Here is an 18,956-nt window from a genome sequence, read left to right on the forward strand (position 1 = left end):
AAAAGCTTAGTAAGCAATGGCTTTGCACTCTTGGGTATTTCTTCCGAAAGCACCTTGTCTTACACCTAGGCTATTTTTATTGAGTCTAAGTCCAATTATATTTAAGCCTCTCCATTCTTATAATACAGACACTTTTAATATCTTTATATAAATCTAAGATATTCCGAAGTGATATTGTTGGTTTAAGCCCCAACATATCGCTCTATTTACATGGGAACCCAGTACACAATTATTAAACTTTGAGATAATGAAAAATATAGCTAGACAACAAATGAGTATTAAGGTCAGTACTATGGACCTGCTCAACGATCAGATAAAAATGGAAGCCCACGCCTCTGCCACTTATTTGGCCATGGCTTCTTGGTGCGACCAGCATGCATTTACAAACAGTGCCGAGTTCTTCTATGATCAAGCAGAAGAGGAAAGGGAGCACATGATGAAAATATTCAAGTTTATAACGGATTGCGGAGGAAACGCCATTTCCCCTACCGTAGAGAACATCAATCATGATTTTTCCCATTTAGAGGAAGTTTTTGAAAGTGCTTTGGATCATGAGATAATGGTAACCAACTCTATTCATAAAATTTTAGCAACCGCCAGAAAAGATCAGGATTTTGTTGTGGAGAATTTCCTTCAGTGGTTTGTTGAGGAACAAATGGAAGAAGAAAAATCCCTAAGAGACATCTTGGACCTTTTTGAAGTAATGGGACGAGACGGCATTGCGCTTAAATTTATTGACGAGCGCATTAAAAGAGACGAATAGTGTGGATTGCCAATAACCTATTATCACATCAATATCAGTGAAAACAGGTACATACAACCATAAAAAAAAGGAGATGCAAATGCATCTCCTTTTTTTATTCTTTATTTGAATACCACTTACTTAATCCCTACTACCAAGGACTTGCATAGCCCAATATACCAAGGTAGCCAAGGAACCAATAGCAGCCACTAAGTAAGTACGAGCAGCCCATTTTAAAGCATCTTCGGACCCTTTGTATTCTTCCTGTGTTACCATGTTCTTACTTTTTAACCAAGCCAAAGCCCTGTTACTGGCATCGTATTCCACCGGCAGGGTAATAAAGCTAAACAAGGTAGCAAATCCCATCATTACCAGTCCAGCTACGGCAACCCAGTAGCCTAAGCCCACACCTGCAGCGGCACCAAGCATAATACCTCCAAATACTACCCAAGTAGACATGCCCGAGGTTACACTAACTATAGGCACCAGTTTAGATCTCATAGTAAGCCATTCATAAGCGGTAGCGTGCTGTACAGCATGCCCCACTTCGTGAGCAGCTACCGCAGCAGCAGAAGCATTGCGCTGATTATAAACCCCTTCACTAAGGTTTACGGTCTTATTGGCCGGATTGTAATGATCTGTAAGCATCCCAGGTGTAGAGATTACCTTAACATCCCTGATACCATGGTCTGCCAACATTTTCTCCGCAATTTCCGCACCGCTCATCCCATTGCGCAAATGCACCTTGGAATAATGCTTAAATTTACTTTTCAACTTATTGCTTACCAACCAGCTCACTAAAGCGATGGCTCCCAACAACACATAATATAACATCATATCTATATTCTTTTTTAGTTTTTTAAATAGTTCTAATATTCACTCACTGATATCCTAATTCAACCACAGCAAAAACCCCGCCATATTCACCAAGGATCTGCCGAAATGATCTTAAGTGCCAATTTCTGCCAAAATGTCTAACTCCTACCATTCTCATTGGCTTCCTAAGCTTCGTTAGCCAACTATATTTACAATCTTCCCAGGAACCACAATCACCTTTTTAGGGGCGCGACCCTGCAATTGATCCTGAGTTTTGGAATCTGCCAAAACCGCCTTTTCTATTTCCTCTTTAGAAAGGTCTACCGGCAACTCCAATTTAAACCTCATTTTCCCATTAAATGAAATAGGATACTCCTTAGTACTTTCAATCAGGTATTCTGGCTGAAATTTTGGGAAAGGTGCCGTAGCAATAGATGTGCTATGCCCCAACCTACTCCAAAGCTCCTCGGCTATATGAGGAGCGTAGGGCGCAATCAAAATCGCCAAGGACTCCAACACTTCCCTATTGTTGCATTTTTGGGTTGCCAATTCGTTCACACAGATCATAAAAGTGGCAACGGAAGTATTAAAAGAGAATCCCTCAATATCTTCCTCAACTTTTTTAATGGTCTTATGCAATGTTTTTAGATTGTCTGCCGTTGGAGCTCCTTCAGTAACCAAGAAGCTTCCCTGGGCACCACCGTGATACAATCGCCACAGCTTTTTCATAAACCCATAAACACCCGTTATCCCCGCGGTATTCCACGGTTTGGATTGCTCCAATGGCCCTAAAAACATCTCGTAAAGCCTTAAGGAATCTGCTCCGTATTCTTCACAGATACTATCTGGACTTACTACATTATATTTGGATTTAGACATTTTCTCTACCTCTCGGGAAACCTTAAAACTACCATCGGTATTCTTAACAAAAGTAACGTCGGTATATTCTGGCTGCCAGGCAACAAAAGCGTCAACATCTAAATGATCCGAGGAATCTACCATGGTTACGTCTGCGTGGATATCCTGAACCACAAAATCCCCATATTTCTTAACAAATTCCTCTACTGGACTATCTCCTGACGACTTATCAGGAGATTTATGATATTCCTCTAATACATCTACATCCACAAAAATAAAGAAAGGACGCCCCTCTACTTCAAATTGCAACCTTTTTGCAAGGGCACTTGTACCAGTAATCATCCCCTGGTTGATGAGTTTTTTTGCGAATTCGGGTTGAGGGACCAACCCCTTATCGAAAAGAAATTTTTGCCAAAAGCGAGAATACAACAAATGTCCTGTAGCGTGTTCGCTTCCACCAATGTACAAGTCTACTCCCTGCCAATAGTCCATAGCCTCCTTAGAGAACACCTCCTCGGTGTTGTGAGGGTCCATATAGCGGTTAAAATAGAACGAACTCCCCGCCCATCCAGGCATGGTATTCAGTTCCAATGGGAACACCGTTTTATGGTCTATGGACTTATTAGAAACCACCGCAGCGGCTTCCACATCCCACGCCCAATGGGTAGCATTCCCCAAGGGAGGCTCTCCAGTTTCGGTTGGCAGGTACTTTTCTACCTCGGGCAACACAATGGGAAGGTGCTCTGCTGCAATCATTTGCGGCAATCCGTCCTTGTAATATACCGGGAAAGGCTCGCCCCAATACCGCTGTCTGCTAAATACAGCATCGCGTAGCCTATAATTTATTTTTCCTTTCCCCTGACCCAGTTGCTCCAATTCATGAATAACGCGTTTCACCGCTTTTTTATAGGGCATTCCGTTCAGAAAATCGGAATTGGCGATAACCGTGTTTTCCTTATCGGCAAAGGCCTCTTCGCTCACATCCACCCCCTCAAAAATATTAGGAATAGGAATGTTGAAATGTCTGGCGAAGTCATGATCTCGTTGATCTCCACATGGAACGGACATTACTGCCCCGGTACCATAACCGGCCAATACATAATCGCCAATCCAAATTGGAATGGGTTCTTTGGTAAAGGGATGCTCTGCATAGGCCCCCGTAAAGGCTCCGGTAATGGTCTTTACATCGGCCATACGGTCGCGTTCGCTACGTTTTGCCGTAGCCTCAATATATTGTTTTACCTCCTCCTTTTGCTCTGGAGTGGTAATTTTTAATACTAAATCGTGTTCCGGGGCCAAAGTCATAAAGCTCACCCCAAAGATGGTATCGGGACGGGTAGTAAAAACAGGGATTTCTGCGTCCGCTACCATGGTATTATTTTGGGGAAGCACCTTAAAGCTTACACTAGCCCCCTCGGACCTCCCAATCCAGTTGGTTTGGGCATCCTTTAATGGCTGCGGCCAATCCAAGATGGACAGATCGTCTAATAATCGCTGGGCATAGGCAGAGATGCGCATGCTCCATTGCGTCATTTTTTTACGGATCACAGGGTGCCCTCCACGTTCGGAAACTCCGTTCACGATTTCATCATTGGCCAGTACGGTCCCTAAAGCCGGACACCAGTTAACCTCGGTCTCTGCCAAATACGTTAATCTATATTGCAGTAACACTTGCTGCTGCTGCTTTTCGGAGAAAGCATTCCACTCCGCAGCGGTAAATAATACAACCTCCTCGTCACAAACGGCATTCACCGCTTTATTCCCCTCCTTTTGGAAGATAGCGATCAAATCGGCAATATCCCTAGCCTTGTCGGCCTCCTTATCATACCAAGAATTAAAGAGTTGGATGAATATCCACTGCGTCCATTGGTAGTACTTGGGGTCGGAGGTTCGCACTTCCCGACTCCAATCGAAAGAAAACCCAATTTTATCTAACTGCTCACGATATCTATTAATATTGGTTTCCGTAGTAATAGCAGGGTGCTGTCCGGTCTGGATAGCATATTGTTCTGCTGGCAGGCCAAAAGAATCGTAGCCCATAGGATGCAAAACATTGTATCCCTTATGCCTTTTATAACGCGCATAAATATCACTGGCAATATACCCCAATGGATGGCCTACATGCAATCCCGCTCCAGAAGGATAGGGAAACATATCCAACACGTAGAACTTTTCCTTTTCAGAATTGTTCTCTACTTTAAAGGTTTGGTTTTCTGCCCAATACCCTTGCCATTTTTCTTCAATTTTCTTAAAGTCGTATTCCATGTACCAAATTTCTTTCTACCTTCCTGCTGCTAATATCGGCAGGATTTATGGACCGCAAAAATAGGTCTAATCTATGAAAGGTGAAAAGATATTATCAACTTAACCGCTAAGGCATCCGCTTCTGATTCATATATTTATTCCTAACAATTAGGCCATCCTAGTTTAAATTGTTCCTTTACTATATCTTTAAACGGTGAACCAAAATTTTAAAAAGCTCCCAGCGGCGCTACTTCCCATCCTCCTGCTTTTTGCCAACAGTCTGTTGGGACAAGTGGGATTTTGCCCTGGCAATACGGGCCAACCTATTTTCACGGAAGATTTTGGAAGCGGAACCACCAATGGTCCGCCTTTACCCCCAGGCAGTACCACGTACCAATATGTAAATGGAGAACCTACGGATGGCAGCTATACCATCTCTAGCACTACACCCTATTTTGACTGGCATCGCATTACGGACCACACCCCAAACGATTCCAATGGAAAGGCCTTTATTGTAAATGCCGATTATAGCGCAGGGGAGTTTTTTAGGCGAACGGTCACTGGTCTCTGCGAAAATACCTCCTATGAATTTTCGTCCTGGCTCCTAAACCTTCTGCCGGCATCCGGATGTAGCAACAACGGTATTCCCATAAACGTACGCTTTGAAATTTGGGATGTTACGGACACTCAAAGGCTGGCGTGGGGAGACACTGGCGACCTTCACGGCACCCCTTCCCCACTTTGGCAACAATACGGCCTACTCTTCCAAACCCTTCCCGGACAAACCTCGGTAATTCTAAAAATGCGTAATAACGGGGAAGGCGGTTGTGGAAACGATTTGGCCATAGACGATATTGTCTTTAGGACTTGTGGAGATGCCATTGCCATTTCCGATGAACAGGGAAATTTAGACATGGCCTTCTGTGAAACAGCCCCTCCTAGCAGTGTAACACTTACAGCAACTCCCGATTATTCCACATACACCAGTCATGCTTTTCAATGGCAAGATAGTCCGGACGGGACAGTGTGGTCTGACATCCCGGGGGAAACCAGCCCAAAGTTCACTTCCCCGCTGCTAAACACCACCACTTTCTTTCGGGTGAAATTGGCAGAGGATGTCATTAACCTAGCTAATCCACTTTGCAGCACGTTATCGGATGTCTTCAAGGTTACTATAGTCCCAAAACCCCAACCACCAACTAGCAATGGGGATATAGCTACTTGCATCAACGAAAACAAGCCATTAACGGTCAGTGTTCCTGCAGATGTACAAGTAAATTGGTACGACGCCCCTTCCGGAGGAAACCTTCTACTAGAGAATAGTACCTCCTTCCTGGCCCCTTACGAAGGAACCTTTTATGCCGAGGCCGTATCTACCTTAGCAGCTTGTTATGCCGATAGTAGGACCCCGCTTAAGCTGACGCATTATGAGCTCCCTGTGGTAACGGACGAAACCATTTATTTCTGTGAAGACGATTCTGTTATTCTATATGCAAATACCAGTAATGCAACCTATGAATGGAATACAGGGGAAACTACCCCTAGCATCGTTGTAGATTCTTCAGGCACTTATTCCCTCATAGTCACCAATTCCCATGGATGCCAAAACACCAAAAACTTTACGCTATCCCAAATAGACCGCCCCCTAATAGAATCCGTTAGGTCGGATGAATATACAATTACGGTCTTAACGGAAAATCGTGGCGCTTTTGAATATTCCTTGGATGGCACCTATTATCAGCTTCAAAATAGTTTTAAAAACACCGAAGGTGGACATTATACGATCTATGTAAGGGAGAAAAACGGTTGTGGATTGGCCACTATGGAATACCTGCATTTGGTAATCCCAAAATTCTTTACTCCCAACGGCGACCACCACAATGACCTTTTTATTATTAACGGCACCGAAAATTTTGAAAACGCCGAGCTACATATTTATGATCGCTATGGAAACTTATTGAAAAGCATTAGGAATGCCCCCTTTATCTGGGACGGAACCTTTAAGAATAGGGATCTGCCTGCATCGGACTATTGGTATAGCATACAACTGGACCACCTGGAAAAACGTGGCCATTTCACCCTAAAAAGGTAATGGATCCTCATGTTTTTACCAGAATAAAACCAGAAGCATAAAAATGAACATATATCAGCCATTTTTATTTCAATTTACTTTGCTATTTTTACGCATTGATTTTCCATTATGAGCAAATCTTTTGAACGTTTTCAAAAAAGAAAGCTAATTTCCTCGTATTTTTCAGTGGTCCTCAGCATTGGGCTAGTGCTCTTTCTATTGGGCATACTGGGGCTATTGGTGTTGAATACTAAAAAATTAGCAGACCACTTTAAAGAACAGATCACCGTATCGGTTTTTTTAAAGGATAGTGCCAAGGAGGTAGAAGTAGACCAGTTACAGAAAAGTTTAGCAATGGCACCCTACACTAAGAATGCCATCTACGTCTCTAAGGAAGAAGCCGCAGAAAAGCACAGTGAGGAAATTGGAGAGAACTTCCTGGATTTTTTGGGGTATAACCCCTTAAAGAACTCCATAGACATTCGCCTGAATGCTGCTTATGTACATACAGATACCATTGCCAACATAGCCCAAGAAATTTCCAGGAAAGGCTATGTGGAAGAGGTAAGCTACGATCAACCTCTTATTAGTTTACTGAACGACAATGTAAAAAAATTGAGTTTTTGGATATTAGTGGCAAGCGGGGCTTTTACCTTTATTGCGGTTCTCTTGATCAATAGCTCCATAAGACTCTCCATCTACTCCAAACGTTTTATTATAAAAACCATGCAAATGGTTGGAGCCACCAAATCTTTTATTAGGAGGCCCTTTATCTGGACCAATATTAAGCTAGGGGTGTTAGGAGCCATTATTGCCTTAATTGCATTGGGGCTGGTACTGTATTATGTGGATCAAAGCTTCCCGGAACTAAACCTCTTCCAAGATCCCACCATATTGATAGTGCTTTTTGTAGGGGTATTTCTACTAGGAGTGTTAATTTCATGGATAAGTACCTATTTTGCCACACAACGCTTCCTAAACTTGAGGACAGATGATTTATATTACTAAATTTGCAGCATGAGCAAGAAAAAGAATATTAAACAAGGCCAAAAACCCACTCGGGAACTTATCTTCCAAAAGAGAAACTACCTTTTTATGTTTATCGGCTTGGCATTTATAGCCCTTGGATTTATCTTAATGAGCGGTGGCGGAATGGACGACCATGCTGTTTTTAACCCAGAAGTCTATAGTTTTAGGAGAATACGACTTGCCCCTACCATGGTCTTGATTGGCTTGGGCCTCCAAGTGTACGCCATTCTATTAAACCCCCATAAGAAAAATTAGTTTTGGACATATTTAAAGTTATTATTCTAGCCATCATAGAAGGGCTAACCGAGTTTTTGCCTGTTTCTTCCACTGGACACCTTATTGTTGCGTCCTCTTTTTTTGGCATTGCACACGAAGATTTCACTAAATTATTTACCATCGTTATCCAATTGGGTACCATATTATCGGTGGTAGTACTGTATTACAAACGATTTATTCAAAGCATAGACTTTTATTACAAATTGTTGGTGGCATTTATTCCAGCAGTAGTTTTAGGGTTGCTTTTTAGCGATGTAATAGACTCTCTTTTGGAAAGTCCCATAACCGTGGCCATTTCTTTAATAATAGGAGGTCTAATCCTCTTAAAGGTCGATGATTGGTTTGGAGGTGAGGAGAACACAGAAGTCACCTATTCTACCGCCTTTAAAATTGGGCTTTTCCAATGTTTGGCCATGATTCCTGGAATGTCTAGAAGTGGGTCCAGTATTGTTGGGGGAATGACTCAAAAACTTTCTAGGACCACAGCCGCAGAATTTTCTTTTTTCCTTGCTGTGCCCACCATGTTGGGGGCCACACTGAAAAAAAGCTACGACTATTATATGGCAGGATTTACCCTTAGCTCGGATCAGATCAATTACTTAATTGTAGGGAACGTGGTAGGTTTTCTTGTAGCCCTTGTGGCCATTAAAACTTTTATCGACTATTTAGGGAAACACGGATTTAAACTTTTTGGATATTATAGAGTGATTGTAGGAGTGGCAATTTTAATCATACATTATTTTATTAGCCCCTTAACCGTAATCTAATGACCAAGGAAGAATTTTTGGAAGGAAAATTGCTGCTCATTGATAAGCCGCTGGGTTGGAGTTCCTTCCAAGCAGTGAATTCCTTAAAATGGGCCATCCGTAAAAAGTTTCAATTAAAGAAGATAAAGATCGGGCATGCCGGGACCTTAGATCCCCTAGCCACCGGTTTATTATTAATATGTACGGGCAAGGCCACTAAGACTATTAACGAACTACAAGGCCAAGAAAAAGAATATACGGGCAGTTTTACCTTAGGAGCCACCACCCCTTCTTATGATTTGGAAACGGAGGTAGACAAACACTACCCCACAGACCATATCACCGAAGCGATGATCCATGAGGCCACCTCAGCGTTCTTGGGAGAAATAGAGCAGGCACCCCCTGTATTCTCGGCCCTTAAAAAGGATGGAAAACGACTCTACGAGTATGCAAGGGAAGGGAAAAGCGTAGAAATTAAAAAGCGTTTAGTGACCATTACGGAATTCGAAATCACCAAAATTCAACTACCCCTAGTCCATTTCAGGGTAGTCTGTAGCAAGGGCACTTATATTAGATCTTTAGCCTACGATTTTGGAAAAGAATTGGGTTCTGGGGCACATCTATCCACCCTCAGGAGAACCAAAATAGGTGATTACAACGTAAATAAAGCAATCGCCCCAGAGGAATTTAGAGAATTATTGGCGATAGACGGCTAGTGAAATTAATTTGAAGAGCAACATCCTACCCGTTTATCGATAATTTAAAATATTTTTGATTAAACGCGGTTATAATCCTATATGACTTTAAACAGGAAACAGCTTTCTTTTTTAATAACCTTTCTTTCCATGGCTTTAATGGTATTGTTCCTTTACAATATCCATTTGGGACAAAAGGAAGTGGAAGAGTACGCCATTGAATTAATCTTACCAGACGAGGAAGAGCTTGAAGAAATCCTGGAGGAAGAAGAGCAGGAAGACCTCAGCAACACTCCCCCCATCAAAAGTCATATGGCTTATAACGAAGCCAACAAAGCTAGCTATGGAAATCCAGAGCCCCTTAAAACTTTGGAGGAGCTCATGGAGGAGCAGGAAAGCTCCTCGGATACGGAAGAGCCCATGGACTTCCCTATTACAGATTCGGAATATGCCGCAAGGGTAAAAGAACTTGCCCAGCGCAGACGGGAGAAGCAACAACTTTTAGGAGAAAAAGAGGCCAGCAAGGAGGTAATGACCAATAATTTGGCCAAGCGCAGAACCTCCGTATCCTACTCCCTGGTAAACAGGCAACACCGCAGCCTACCTATTCCAATCTATACTTGTATAGAGGGCGGTAAGGTTGTTATTAATATTAGGGTAGACCACCTGGGCAGGGTAACCCAGGCAGAGGTCAATAAAAGAAGTTCTAGCACCTTAAACGGCTGTCTTGTAGACAATGCCATTGCCTATGCCCTACGATCCAAGTTTAATTCGGGAAAGCGCTCCGAACAACCGGGTACCATCACCTATCTATTCCAAGGGAAGTAGCGACAAGAGGTCTGATATCGTATTCTGCCCCTTATCTTTATTATACCATTGCTGCAACTCCTCTATAAACTCTGGCGTAAACTCGCCAAACTTTTCCTTTTGATCTTGCACCATCTTTTTGGCAATAGAAGGCCTGGACCCCCATTCCCCTATTATATCCCCAGTGGCGTTGTCAATAGCAATCAGTTTGGGAATAGCCATAGCCCCATTGGTTAGAAAACGCTGCATAAGCGCTGTATTCTCATCACGCAAAACCAATCTCAAGGAGATATTTTCATTTAAGGCGACCATTTTATCCATAACAGGTAGTGTCTGTGCTGCATCGCCACACCAGCTTTCAGTAAGTACCAACCAAGTAATCTGGCGGTCTACACGCTTTATTTTATCGGCAGTTTCAGGATCAATTTTAAGGGTTTTCTCCAAGCGCTTCATTCTTCTTTGGTTTAGGGAAGTATAATTGCTCAACTTTTCATTTTGCTCGGGTCCCGTAGATTTCCCTTCCACGACTAGTTGGTCCATCAACTCCCGGTATTCCCCATAACTCATGCTATTTTTTAGACTCTGATCTATTAATTGGTGATCTACTAGTAGTTCTTGATTTTGCTCCATATGAATTCGCTTAATTGAAAGCAGCAAAGATAAGGATTATAAACCGTGATAAAAGATGACATTAATCACCTAATCCTATTGTTTGCAAGCAGAGAGAATGCTATTCCATACCATCCGGATCTGCATTAAAGCACACCCCATCTAGCGCAAATAACAAATAGCAATAATCCTCTTCCCCCTAATCTATATGAATTAATTCCCCTATATTTAAATTTATAAAACAGGCCCATGGAAAAGCACAGATGCGGATGGTGCAAAGGCGATGCACTTTACGAAAAATACCACGATACGGAATGGGGCGTTCCCGTACGGGACGATGCCACCTTATTTGAGTTTTTAATCCTGGAAACCTTCCAGGCGGGATTAAGCTGGATTACCATCCTCAGGAAAAGAGAGAATTTCAGAAAGGCATTCGATCAGTTCGATTACCATAAAATTGCCCAATACTCCGAAGACAAGATAGCCTCACTCCTACAAGACTCGGGGATAGTAAGGAACAAACTAAAGATAAGGGCCACGATAAATAATGCGCAGCAATTCATAAAAATCCAGGAAGCCTACGGTAGTTTTAGCGCATATATCTGGGGATTTGTAAACGGCCAACCTATAAAGAACAAGATTGAAAATTATAAGGATACTCCGCCCACCACTCCCTTATCCGACCTTATTAGCAAGGATTTAAAAAAGCGAGGATTTAAGTTTGTAGGCAGCACCGTAATATACGCCCATATGCAGGCCACTGGGATGGTTAACGATCACGAAATAAGTTGTTTTAGATATCATGAAGTATAAGAACTCCCTTATTGTACTGTTTTTAATACTAGGGCATTTTGGTTTTTCCCATACCAAACCGGAAAGAGAGCATCGAATTAGAAAATCCCAATTCCCGGAAATAACGACTCCGGTAATCCCAAAAGCGGCCAAGAGAATTCGCTACTACAAAGAGGTAGATAGCCTCGCTACCATATATACCTTAAAATTTAGATTAGAAAGAATCAACTATCACGTAGAGGTAGACCAAGAAGGCGATATTCAACAGTTGGGTTTTGTTCTTAAGGAGGTAGATATTCCCAGGGATAGCTATTCCAGAATTAACAATTATCTAGAAAGAACTTTTAAAAAGATAAAAGTAAAGCGTATCCTACAATGGTATTCTGCCGAGTCCACAGATGCCATAAGGAATACTTTCCAAAATTTAATTCTTCCATCAAATACCTACGAACTCTTGGTAAGGGGAAAAAGGGACCTACAGCGAGGCAACCGGCAAGACTATCACCTCCTATTTAATGCTGAAGGCACTTTACTGTCCATTGAGAAAGCACTCCCTGTTAACTACGATCGGGTCCTCTATTAGTTTTCCCATCCGCATCGCGTAATAGATCCATAAATTTATTCCGTGAAATTTCCCTAGCCCCTAAACTGGCCAAATGCGAGTTGTAGACTTGGCAATCGATTAGCTGGTATCCTTTCTCATTTAATACTTGCGCTAAATGAATGAAGGCATATTTTGAGGCATTGCTTACCTTACTGAACATACTCTCCCCACAAAACACCTGACCTAGATCTATGCCGTACAAGCCTCCCACCAATTTATCATCTTCCCACACTTCCAGAGATTTTGCCACTCCCATTTTATGCAGTTGCATATAAGCCTTTTTCATGTCAGCGGTAATCCAAGTCCCGTCCTGATCCTTGCGGTCTATCGTTGAACATTGGTGCAGCACCTCTTTAAAGCGGGTATTCCAAGTAATGCGAAAGGGTTTCTTTTTAATTAGTTGCTTCATGCTCTTGGATATCTTTACCTCCTCTGGGAACAGGACCATCCTTGGATCCGGGCTCCACCACAGAATAGGGGACCCTTCGTTAAACCAAGGGAAAATTCCGTTTTTATACGCCAATAGCAACCTTTCCGGGGAAAGATCACCCCCTATTGCCAGTAACCCCTCCTTATCTGCATGTGTTACCTCGGGAAACAATAATCGCTCATCTAAAAGATACATTCACCCAATTGTTTTATGTTCCTAAAAACAGCAAAACCTACCTGGCTTCTTTCCAGGTAGGTTTTACTCCTTTTCTTTTTAGCCTTTGGTATCAGCTATTGATCACAAAATCCTAGCACCTTCTTAGAAAGGTAGGTCATCATGATCGTCTTCGTTTAAATTATCTGCTGGCTCAAAAGCATCCATTGGGGGAACCGGAGGCATTCCTGCTCCTGCCGCATCTTGCTGCAAGCTTTCTATACGCCATCCTTGGATAGAGTTAAAATATTTGGTTTCCCCTTGCGGGTTTACCCATTCCCTACCTCTTAGGTTAATGCTAATCTTAACTTGCTGACCAACATTGAAGTTGTTCAATAGGTCACATTTATCCTGTACAAATTCAACCATAAGGTGTTGTGGATACTGCTCCTCTGTAGTTACTACCACTTCCCTTTTTCTAAATCCGTTACTCCCAAAAGTTTGGGTATCACCTAGCATTTTAATTTTCCCTTGTACTTCCATTTTACTATTCTTTATCTAAATAATTCTACTTGATATTCTAAATATTTGTCAATATTAAGGATTTTGGAAAGGACCACCTAGTACAAAAGCTACCTTCTGTTAAGCGCCCCCTTATTTTAACATCCCAACCATATTAGTTTTAATACTATCCGTCTAATTTTAGCCTTCTATCTGGTTCCTCAGAAGCCCATCCCCTAGTTTAATTTTCAATCTAGACGTTCGCAGATCACATTTCTGCTTCTGCCAATAAAAACATCCAGGCGGTCATCACCTCCTTGGATCTTAAGAGATCCTGCGCCTTCTCGTGCAACTTTTTTGGCTCCCCCGAACTAATTAAGCTACGGACTTCCAAATTTCGATCGATAAAGGCCTTAACTTCCTCTTTGCTTGGCAGTTTTTCAATATTCGCCAACATACCCAAATCATTCCCCGTAAGGATGTGGCTTAATCGTATATGACTGGGAAGTTGATCTATCCCTATCCCTTTGGTGGAAAGAGGCTTGGGAACTTCAAACAATCCCATATTGGCCCTGCTATACCAATTACCTCCCATACGCGCCACTTGATCTATTTTATATGGGTCTATGCTTCCATTTTCATCCAATATATCTGCGTCCAAATGAATTTTCAGCACCTCACAAAAAACAAGGTTACCGGCACCTCCTTCCTCTCCCAACGGCTCTACCTTCAGTACCTTACATTCAAATTGCACTGGGGCTTCCGCCACCCTATGTGGCTTTACCAAATCGGATTGCATCATGGTAAATCCGGCTTTCACAAACTCATTTACCCCTGCTTCGTATTCCGTACTAGCCAGTGACATTTGTTGCACCATGGTATGGTTAACAATATTCACTACCACCTCCATGGTTTCTAACACGTTCTCCAAGGTGTGCTTGGTGGTATTATTGCGCACCCTCCTCGCTGGCGAGAATATTAAGATAGGCGGATTAGCGCTAAACACATTAAAAAAACTAAAGGGCGCTAAATTTGGTCTCCCCTGGGTATCCATAGTACTTGCAAAGGCGATAGGCCTTGGTCCTACTGCGCCCAATAAAATACCGTGCAATTTTGCAATTGGGACTTCTGAAACGAGAAGGGAAACCTTGGTCTTCATAGCGGTCAAAGGTAGTAATTTACGAATAAAACTAGATATATCCCACCTTTCCAAAATAGAATATCTTTGCCGAAATTACGTTATCTTGTAGTACCTATGATTAATTATTTTGCTGGATGAGCTTTAATCCCAAAAAGAAAACTCCCAAGATGTTATTGCTCATGGCTTCCTTTGCCATAGTAAGCCTGATTCTTTGGAATACCAATAGTTTTTTCCAGAAGTTTAAGGAGGAGGAACGACATAAAATGGAAATATGGGCCACTGCCCAGTCGGAGTTCCTTTCCCTACCGGTGGAAGCGGATCCTGGCAATCTTCATATTAAAATTTTTCAGAATAACACCTCTACCCCCATGATCTTGGTTAACAAGGATGGTTCCATAAAAATAAATAACATGCCAGGGGCACAGATCTCAGATACTACTTATATAAACAAAAAAATTAAGAAGTTCAAGGCAGAGAACCAACCCATACTAATAGAATACAAGGGGGAGAACCTTGCCACGCTTTACTACGGAAATTCGGACGTTCTAAACAAATTGAAATTTTACCCCATTTTACTTCTTTTAATAATATTTCTGTTTGGGACCGTTATTTATTTCCTGTTCAAGACCAACAAAGCTTCCGAGCAGAACAAACTCTGGGCCGGGATGGCAAAGGAAACCGCGCACCAAATAGGCACGCCCTTATCCTCCCTGCTGGGGTGGAATGAATTGTTGAAGTCAGAACCTATTAATCCAGAAATCACCAAGGAGATAGAAAAAGATATTCAGAGGCTGGAAACCATCACAGACAGATTTTCAAAAATTGGCTCCCTTCCGGTCCTGGAGGAACACGACCTTGTAGAGGAGACTAAAAATGCCTATAATTACCTAAAGACCCGAAGCTCTAAGCTTATCCAATTTACTTTCCATACGGAAGTAGATCATTACCCGGTATTATTAAACAAGGCCTTGTTTAATTGGACCATAGAGAATTTGGTGAAAAACGGCATAGATGCTATGAGAGGTAAGGGCAAGATTCGTATTGAGGTTATTCCCAATGGGAATAGTGTTAAAGTTCTTATAGCAGACACAGGTACTGGAATACCCAAGAAAAACTATCAATCTATCTTCAATCCAGGAGCTACTACCAAAAAAAGAGGATGGGGATTAGGACTTTCTTTGGTTAAAAGAATCGTGGAAGAATACCATAATGGTAAAATTAAAGTACTTTCGTCCTCTAAAGAAGGCACCATAATGCAAATTACATTAAAAGCAAATAGATAAGGAGATGGCAAAGGAGAAAATGGTAGTTTTGAAAGAAGCGGATCTAACCAATAATTGTCCCGAATGTTTCAATCAGGAACTAAAACTTACTTTTTATCAAAAACACACGTATGGCAGGTTGTTTCACAGGACAACCAAGGATATTGAGCACGAAATAAAGTGCACCAAATGCAACTCTTTGATCTATCCGGTTTCTTGGACCGAGGATATTGAAAGAGTATATGAGTATTACCGTAGAATGGCCGCCCCCAAAAGAGCCACTATACGGTTTACCACCTTATTTTATGTACTAATATTATTGCTAACCTCCATTGTAGCCATTGGGGGCTATTTTATAATTCAGGAATTTATTTGATCTGAGCCTTGATTTTTTCTGCAATTTCTACAAACTCTTCTTTGGATTGGGGCACCTTGTGCTGAAAGGTAGCATCGCGCATCTCATTGAGCGGTATCAGGTGAACATGAACATGGGGAACCTCCAGACCAATTACGGTTAAGCCTACCCTATTACAAGGAATGGCAGCCTCTATGGCTTTTCCTATTTTACGGGAAAAGGCCATAAGTCCCATATAGGTTTCCTCATCCAGATCTAAAAGTCGGTCTACCTCCTTTTTGGGGATACATAGGGTATGTCCCGGGCTGTTAGGGTTAATATCCAAGAACGCATAGAAATGCTCGTCCTCGGCAATTTTATAAGAGGGAATTTCCCCTTTAATAATTTTGGTAAAGATAGATGCCATAAACGTTGTAGTTTTTAAAATTATAGGACAGAAGACTCCAAAACCAATCAGAAATATGGAGCCGTGCCCCTTTAGAGTACAATTTACTAAAAGACATTGATAAACCCAGCACCTTATAAAATGGAATGGCCTTAATTCACAAGAGAATTAAGGCCATCACCAAATATATCATGAAGTTATCTGGAAATTTCCACTATTTCAAATTTCAGTATCCCATTAGGAACCGCTATTTCTGCTATTTCACCCACTTTCTTCCCAAGCAAGCCTTTTCCTATGGGGGAGCTCACAGATATTTTGGCCGCTTTTAAGTCGGCCTCACTTTCTGCCACCAAGGTATATTTCATTTCCTGTCCGTTATTCAAATTCTTTAATTTAACGGTAGATAATATCAGCGCCTTGGAGGTATCCAATTGCGATTCATCAATTAAACGGGCATTCGATAAAGTCTCTTCCAATTTAGAAATTCTCATCTCCAATAAGCCTTGAGCCTCTTTGGCCGCATCATATTCTGCATTTTCCGATAAATCTCCCTTATCTCTTGCCTCTCCAATTGCACGTGATGCTTTTGGACGCTCCACATCCTTAAGGTAACTTAGCTCCTCCCTCAATTTCTTCAGCCCTTCTGCTGTATAATAAGATACTTTGCTCATTTTTTCTACGTTTAATAAATAAGAAAATCCTCTTTTTTAAAAGAGGATTCAGACAAATATACATAAATTTTGTTCAATTTTGTTCAAGATTAATTAATTAGACCTCCGTTATATGAAACCTATTTTAGGACTACTGGCATTGGCCATTTTTTTATCCTGTGACAGCAGCCACACTAATAGAAATCCCTATTTACAGGAAGTTAGCTTTAGGTATTCCATAAACCTAAATCTTCCCCTGTACAGTTCGCTTATCCATACTGGAAATGCGGTATACCTAGATAATCCAGGTGTTGGCACCCGAGGTATCTTTGTAATCAATACCGGATTTGACAATTATATGGCATGGGAGGCAAGCTGCCCCAATCATGCTCCCAATAACTGTTCTACCATGAGCCTAAAGGGGCAAACCGTAAGCTGCTCCTGCGAAGGATTTGAATACAATCTATTCACCGGCCAGCTCTTGAATCGGCCCGATGATGGGACGCGGCATTATGACCTGCTTTTTTATCGGGCAACCGTAAGTGGAAATACCATTTTTGTTTCCAATTAAACGTCCCCCTGCCCTAAAATCCGATCCATAATCCAACTGGTATGCAATCCCGATCGGCCTAGGGAAGGATGCTCCCTATTTTCCAACAGATGGGCTCTAATATTATCCACATGGTACTGCTGCACGTGGTGCGGATTCTCAATAAACTTACGGATAACCCCTTCATTGGTTTCCAGTATTAATTCCTGTTCCTTAAAGACAGAAAACTCAATGCTACCGTCACTCCCCATAATAGTCACTTTGTCTTCCCTGGCATACGCTCCAAAATTCCAGCTAGCATTGCCCAGCACTCCGCTTTTATGTTTCCAGCAGGCCGCAACGGCATCCTTGGCGGTATAAAGACCTTGTTGATTTAGGCTAGTGCCCTGCACCTCTTCCATCTCCCCCAACAAATAGGCAAACAAATTGAGCCCGTGACTGGCCAAATCGTCAAAATACCCTCCAGGGGCAACGAGGGCATCGGTGCGCCAATTATAGGATTTCTCCAAATCTACCTCCTTGGGCGGCCTACTAAACTGCCAGCAAAGCTGCCTAACACTCCCTATCTTCTTTTCATCTAACCATTCCTTAATCTTAAGAAACCTAGGCAAAGACCTCCGGTAATACGCTACAAATAGTGGAAGTTCTTTGGCGGAAAAACGCTTATAAATCTCAAGACTATCCGCATAGGTAGGCGCCATTGGTTTTTCTATACAACATGGCTTTCCTGCATCGGCCACCTTTAAGGCATAGAATTTATGAGTATCCGGTGGGGTGGCAATGTAAACAGCATCTATTTCCGGAGCCTCAATTAAATCTTGGGCATTGGCATACACCTTGGCTACCCCATGCCTTTTGGCATAATCCGCAGCTTTATCCATATTTCGACTCATTACCCCCTGTAATTTAAAATGAGGCGTTTGCTGGTAGGCAGGTCCGCTTTTCACCTCGGTTACAGCACCACACCCAATAATCCCCCATTTTATTGGAGGGATAAAGTTCTTTTTTGGCATCTTTAATGTTTGCGTTTGTATTATACGGTCTTTCTACAAAAATAGGAAATAGCGGTTAGAGTTTGTCCCCAGCACTTTAGCTGCTAGATGCAAAGAAAATAATGAAAAAAATACTGTATTTTAGTATTCACCAGGCTGAGAAGCTCATTCTAAAACCAGATACCCAATTTATGAAAACCACCTTAAACCTTGCTACTTCTTATTGTTGGATGCTTCTCCTACTTTCC

The 18,956-nt window shown here is 42.0% G+C and carries 21 protein-coding genes; 12 read left to right on the forward strand and 9 right to left on the reverse strand.

Going from position 1 to position 18,956, the window contains the following annotated elements; translation table 11 throughout:
• Window positions 1-247: 247 nt before the first annotated feature.
• Window positions 248-763, forward strand: a complete 516-nt coding sequence (locus F1E73_RS14280; RefSeq protein ID WP_086475851.1) for a ferritin — start codon at window positions 248-250, stop codon at window positions 761-763.
• A 120-nt stretch (window positions 764-883) separates the two neighbouring features.
• On the opposite strand, the gene F1E73_RS14285 is transcribed toward F1E73_RS14280, so the two are convergent.
• Together F1E73_RS14285 and F1E73_RS14290 are read right to left on the reverse strand one after the other, a co-directional pair.
• Complete coding sequence (locus F1E73_RS14285; RefSeq protein WP_086475850.1) at window positions 884-1,579, reverse strand: zinc metallopeptidase; 696 nt, start codon at window positions 1,577-1,579, stop codon at window positions 884-886.
• A gap of 174 nt (window positions 1,580-1,753) precedes the next feature.
• The gene (locus tag F1E73_RS14290) at window positions 1,754-4,681 is read right to left on the reverse strand and encodes a leucine--tRNA ligase (RefSeq protein WP_150452290.1); all 2,928 of its coding nucleotides are present in this window, start codon (window positions 4,679-4,681) and stop codon (window positions 1,754-1,756) included.
• 193 nt (window positions 4,682-4,874) lie between these two features.
• Between F1E73_RS14290 and F1E73_RS14295 the strand changes: the two genes are divergently transcribed.
• The 6 genes from F1E73_RS14295 (at window position 4,875) to F1E73_RS14320 (ending at window position 10,305) form a co-directional block, all read left to right on the forward strand.
• Window positions 4,875-6,752 carry a T9SS type B sorting domain-containing protein gene (locus F1E73_RS14295; RefSeq protein ID WP_150452291.1) on the forward strand — a complete coding sequence of 626 codons (1,878 nt, stop codon included), beginning with the start codon at window positions 4,875-4,877 and terminating at the stop codon, window positions 6,750-6,752.
• 108 nt (window positions 6,753-6,860) lie between these two features.
• Window positions 6,861-7,739 carry a cell division protein FtsX gene (locus F1E73_RS14300; RefSeq protein WP_086475847.1) on the forward strand — a complete coding sequence of 293 codons (879 nt, stop codon included), beginning with the start codon at window positions 6,861-6,863 and terminating at the stop codon, window positions 7,737-7,739.
• Between the two features lie 9 nt (window positions 7,740-7,748).
• On the forward strand, window positions 7,749-8,015 hold the full coding sequence (locus F1E73_RS14305) for a DUF3098 domain-containing protein (protein ID WP_086475846.1): 267 nt from the start codon (window positions 7,749-7,751) through the stop codon (window positions 8,013-8,015).
• A gap of 2 nt (window positions 8,016-8,017) precedes the next feature.
• Complete coding sequence (locus F1E73_RS14310; protein WP_086475845.1) at window positions 8,018-8,803, forward strand: undecaprenyl-diphosphate phosphatase; 786 nt, start codon at window positions 8,018-8,020, stop codon at window positions 8,801-8,803.
• Window positions 8,803-9,498 carry a tRNA pseudouridine(55) synthase TruB gene (gene truB, locus F1E73_RS14315; RefSeq protein ID WP_150452292.1) on the forward strand — a complete coding sequence of 232 codons (696 nt, stop codon included), beginning with the start codon at window positions 8,803-8,805 and terminating at the stop codon, window positions 9,496-9,498. The genes F1E73_RS14310 and truB overlap by 1 nt, the downstream gene beginning before the upstream one ends.
• 129 nt (window positions 9,499-9,627) lie before the next feature.
• The gene (locus tag F1E73_RS14320) at window positions 9,628-10,305 is read left to right on the forward strand and encodes an energy transducer TonB (protein ID WP_223883446.1); all 678 of its coding nucleotides are present in this window, start codon (window positions 9,628-9,630) and stop codon (window positions 10,303-10,305) included.
• On the opposite strand, the gene F1E73_RS14325 is transcribed toward F1E73_RS14320, so the two are convergent.
• Window positions 10,288-10,914, reverse strand: a complete 627-nt coding sequence (locus F1E73_RS14325) for a thioredoxin family protein (protein ID WP_150452293.1) — start codon at window positions 10,912-10,914, stop codon at window positions 10,288-10,290. The genes F1E73_RS14320 and F1E73_RS14325 overlap by 18 nt on opposite strands.
• 228 nt (window positions 10,915-11,142) lie before the next feature.
• On the opposite strand from F1E73_RS14325, the gene F1E73_RS14330 reads away from it, so the two are divergent.
• Both F1E73_RS14330 and F1E73_RS14335 read left to right on the forward strand, forming a co-directional pair.
• Window positions 11,143-11,706, forward strand: a complete 564-nt coding sequence (locus F1E73_RS14330) for a DNA-3-methyladenine glycosylase I (protein WP_150452294.1) — start codon at window positions 11,143-11,145, stop codon at window positions 11,704-11,706.
• Window positions 11,696-12,268: a hypothetical protein gene (locus F1E73_RS14335; protein WP_086475840.1), complete on the forward strand. Its 573-nt coding sequence runs from the start codon at window positions 11,696-11,698 to the stop codon at window positions 12,266-12,268. The genes F1E73_RS14330 and F1E73_RS14335 overlap by 11 nt, the downstream gene beginning before the upstream one ends.
• Here F1E73_RS14335 and aat read toward each other — a convergent pair.
• The 3 genes from aat to F1E73_RS14350 all read right to left on the reverse strand — a co-directional run bounded on the left by aat (window position 12,243) and on the right by F1E73_RS14350 (window position 14,532).
• Complete coding sequence (aat, locus tag F1E73_RS14340) at window positions 12,243-12,914, reverse strand: leucyl/phenylalanyl-tRNA--protein transferase (RefSeq protein ID WP_086475839.1); 672 nt, start codon at window positions 12,912-12,914, stop codon at window positions 12,243-12,245. The two genes, F1E73_RS14335 and aat, sit on opposite strands and share 26 nt — an antisense overlap.
• 123 nt (window positions 12,915-13,037) lie before the next feature.
• Window positions 13,038-13,415 carry a DUF3127 domain-containing protein gene (locus F1E73_RS14345; protein ID WP_086475838.1) on the reverse strand — a complete coding sequence of 126 codons (378 nt, stop codon included), beginning with the start codon at window positions 13,413-13,415 and terminating at the stop codon, window positions 13,038-13,040.
• Window positions 13,416-13,641: 226 nt separating this feature from the next.
• Complete coding sequence (locus tag F1E73_RS14350; protein WP_086475837.1) at window positions 13,642-14,532, reverse strand: flavin reductase family protein; 891 nt, start codon at window positions 14,530-14,532, stop codon at window positions 13,642-13,644.
• Window positions 14,533-14,648: 116 nt separating this feature from the next.
• Here F1E73_RS14350 and F1E73_RS14355 point away from each other — a divergent pair, with 116 nt between their 5' ends.
• Window positions 14,649-15,797 carry a sensor histidine kinase gene (locus tag F1E73_RS14355; protein ID WP_150452295.1) on the forward strand — a complete coding sequence of 383 codons (1,149 nt, stop codon included), beginning with the start codon at window positions 14,649-14,651 and terminating at the stop codon, window positions 15,795-15,797.
• A 4-nt stretch (window positions 15,798-15,801) separates the two neighbouring features.
• Entirely contained in the window at window positions 15,802-16,152 is a 351-nt protein-coding gene (locus F1E73_RS14360; protein WP_086475835.1) for a hypothetical protein, read from the forward strand.
• Here F1E73_RS14360 and F1E73_RS14365 read toward each other — a convergent pair.
• Window positions 16,145-16,537 carry an HIT family protein gene (locus tag F1E73_RS14365; protein WP_086475834.1) on the reverse strand — a complete coding sequence of 131 codons (393 nt, stop codon included), beginning with the start codon at window positions 16,535-16,537 and terminating at the stop codon, window positions 16,145-16,147. The two genes, F1E73_RS14360 and F1E73_RS14365, sit on opposite strands and share 8 nt — an antisense overlap.
• Before the next feature lie 176 nt (window positions 16,538-16,713).
• Entirely contained in the window at window positions 16,714-17,187 is a 474-nt protein-coding gene (greA, locus tag F1E73_RS14370) for a transcription elongation factor GreA (protein ID WP_086475833.1), read from the reverse strand.
• 112 nt (window positions 17,188-17,299) lie between these two features.
• Between greA and F1E73_RS14375 the strand changes: the two genes are divergently transcribed.
• Entirely contained in the window at window positions 17,300-17,737 is a 438-nt protein-coding gene (locus F1E73_RS14375) for a Rieske (2Fe-2S) protein (RefSeq protein ID WP_086475832.1), read from the forward strand.
• Here F1E73_RS14375 and F1E73_RS14380 read toward each other — a convergent pair.
• Window positions 17,734-18,729, reverse strand: coding sequence for a Gfo/Idh/MocA family protein (locus tag F1E73_RS14380; protein ID WP_150452296.1), 996 nt, complete (start codon window positions 18,727-18,729; stop codon window positions 17,734-17,736). The genes F1E73_RS14375 and F1E73_RS14380 overlap by 4 nt on opposite strands.
• Window positions 18,730-18,956: the final 227 nt, after the last annotated feature.

Source organism: Arenibacter lacus (assembly GCF_008711145.1).
In the GTDB taxonomy this organism is placed as follows: domain Bacteria; phylum Bacteroidota; class Bacteroidia; order Flavobacteriales; family Flavobacteriaceae; genus Arenibacter; species Arenibacter amylolyticus.